Source organism: Mesorhizobium sp. M7A.F.Ca.CA.002.09.1.1 (assembly GCF_003998555.1).
GTDB classification, from domain to species: Bacteria; Pseudomonadota; Alphaproteobacteria; order Rhizobiales; family Rhizobiaceae; genus Mesorhizobium; species Mesorhizobium ciceri.
Genome location: NZ_RZRR01001000.1, coordinates 1 through 1,868 on the forward strand (window position 1 = coordinate 1; position 1,868 = coordinate 1,868).

At 63.8% G+C, this 1,868-nt stretch carries 2 protein-coding genes and 1 pseudogene; all 3 read left to right on the forward strand.

What is annotated here, in order from left to right; translation table 11 throughout:
- Positions 1–322: pseudogene (locus tag EN994_RS29455) on the forward strand (xanthine dehydrogenase family protein molybdopterin-binding subunit); the annotation flags it as partial.
- On the forward strand, positions 319–927 hold the full coding sequence (locus tag EN994_RS29460; RefSeq protein ID WP_063169180.1) for a hypothetical protein: 609 nt from the start codon (positions 319–321) through the stop codon (positions 925–927). The pseudogene EN994_RS29455 and the gene EN994_RS29460, both read left to right, overlap by 4 nt.
- Before the next feature lie 155 nt (positions 928–1,082).
- Positions 1,083–1,868: efflux RND transporter periplasmic adaptor subunit (locus EN994_RS29465; protein WP_127308054.1), on the forward strand; the 786-nt coding region annotated here is incomplete at its 3' end.

Consider the following 1,868-nt stretch of genomic DNA (forward strand, 5'->3'; position numbering starts at 1 on the left):
TGTCGGCACCGCGCTCGATCCCGGCATCATCGAGGCGCAGTTGATTTCCGCCGCCATCTACGGCCTTTCGGCGGCGATGGGTCAGGAAATCACCTTCGCCGACGGCATGGTCGAACAGTCGAACTTCCACGATTTCGATGCCATGCGGATCTTCCAGTGCCCGGTCTTCGAAGTCGCCATCCTGGAAAATTTCCACAAGATGGGCGGCGTCGGCGAGATCGGCACACCGCCGGCGGCTCCAGCACTCGCCAACGCCATCTTCGCGCTCACCGGAAAGCGCATCCGCACGCTGCCGCTGTCGAAAACGGTGGCCTTCGCATGAAGAAGCTCCTCATCATGCTGACGCCTGCTGCCATGCTCGTGCTCGCAGCGCCGTTTGCGATTGCGCAAGAGAGCCAGACGCCGGCGCCGGCGACCGTCGACGCGGCGAAAGGCCTGCCCGAATGGGACAAGGTCTATGCGGTGTTCTCGCATCCGCGCTGCGCCGACTGTCATGTCGCGGACGACCGGCCGCGATGGTCGGGTGCGCACTATCGCGGTACGCGCGTTCACGCCTTCAATGTCCAGCGCGGTGCTGACGGGTCGGGCTTCGGCAATCCGGGCCTGCGCTGCACGACTTGCCATTTCTCCAGCAATTCCAAGGCATTGCACGGGCCGCCCGGGGCCGAGAACTGGCATTTGGCGCCGGCCGAGATGGCCTGGTTCGGCAAATCCTCGGCCGAAATCTGCGCCCAGATCAGGGATCCCCTGCGCAATGGCAACCGCAGCTTGAAGGACATCGCGCTGCATGTTCGCGACGACAGATTGGTCGCCTGGGGCTGGGCGCCGGGGCCGGATCGTGAACCGGCTCCGGGCTCTGCCGAAGCGACCTATCAAGCGATCGAAGACTGGGCCGCGGCGGGCGCATCTTGTCCGCCGGGGCAATGATCTTGCAACTTTCAGACTATATTGCGGTGCAACTTTGATGTAGAAGCGCGCTTCGCCGATCACGGCAAATTGAACACGGCTTGGCGCGCACCCATATCGGCGACGCGCCCGCGTTATGAGGACGCTGGCCGAACCCGCAGTGGAAAACAACGACGATGCCGAGAATCAGGTTTCACAAGCTTGCAGCCATTGTTGTGCTCATTGGTTTCGCGGCGTGGATGGCGACAGGCGAGTTTTCGTCGGTCGGCAGCGTAGCCGCCAACAAAGCCAAGGCAGCCGGAGCCGAACAGGCCAAGGCGCCGGACGCGGCCAAGCCGAAGACGGCTGAAGCCGAGCCGAAGGCACCGCTGCGCACCGTTGCGGTGGTGACGCCGCCACGCAAGACCTATGCACGCGCCATCCGCATTTCCGGGCTGACCGAAGCCGACAAGCGGGCGGTGCTGGCGACGCGCGTCGCCGGTGTCATCGACAAGCTGCCTGTCAAGCAAGGCGATCACGTCAAGACGGGGGATCTGGTACTGATGCTTGCGGCGGAAGAAAAGATCTCGATGGTCGACAATGCAAAGCAGTTGGTGGTGCAGCGCCAGGCCGAGTTGGACGCAGCCTTGCGGCTGATGAAGACCGGCAATCTGCCGAAGCTGCAGCTCGACACCGCGCGCTCGAACCTGACCTCGGCGCAGTCGCAACTGGAAACGGCACAGGCCGAACTCGACCGCAACGAGGTGAAGGCGCCCTTCGACGGCGTTATCGACCGGGTGCCGGTGGAACTTGGCAGTTCCATCATGCAGGGCGGCGAGGTGGCAACCATCCTCAAGCTCGATCCGGTGATTGCCCGCGGCGAAGTCAGCGAGCGCGATCTCGGCTACCTGAAACTCGGGGACAAGGCCACCATACGGCTGGTCAGCGGCCAGACTGTCGAAGGCACCGTGCGCTACATCAGC